The sequence below is a fragment of the Ruminococcus sp. CAG:379 genome (assembly GCF_000434255.1).
Taxonomy (GTDB): Bacteria; Bacillota; Clostridia; order Oscillospirales; family Ruminococcaceae; genus Ruminococcus_F; species Ruminococcus_F champanellensis.
This window is the reverse complement of sequence record NZ_FR894817.1, coordinates 1093-1354: the sequence shown is the minus strand read 5'-3', so window position 1 is coordinate 1354 and position 262 is coordinate 1093. Positions and strand designations below refer to the sequence as shown.

The 262-nt window shown below is 55.0% G+C and carries 1 protein-coding gene; it reads left to right on the top strand.

All coding sequences use genetic code 11. From position 1 onward, the window contains the following. Positions 1-73: 73 nt before the first annotated feature. Positions 74-262: hypothetical protein (locus tag QVO51_RS01470; RefSeq protein ID WP_288167721.1), on the top strand; the 189-nt coding region annotated here is incomplete at its 3' end.

Below are 262 nucleotides of genomic sequence, written 5' to 3'. Positions count from 1 at the left end.
GGTCACAAAAACGAAACCCACGCATCCCACCCGGTGCATATACATATATAATAGAAGAAAGGAATGCAAAGCTATGGCATCCACACGCAAACGAAAGAAACTTCCCAAAAGCGTCTACAAACGCCGGCAGCGGAACCTGATCCTCGCCATGATCGGGATTTTGCTGGTGCTGATCCTGTCCCTGGTGCTGGTGATCCGGCGGCATGGGGAGGATACGCCCCCGGATGCTCCCGGCACAACGGCGGCTTCCGAAACCTCTACG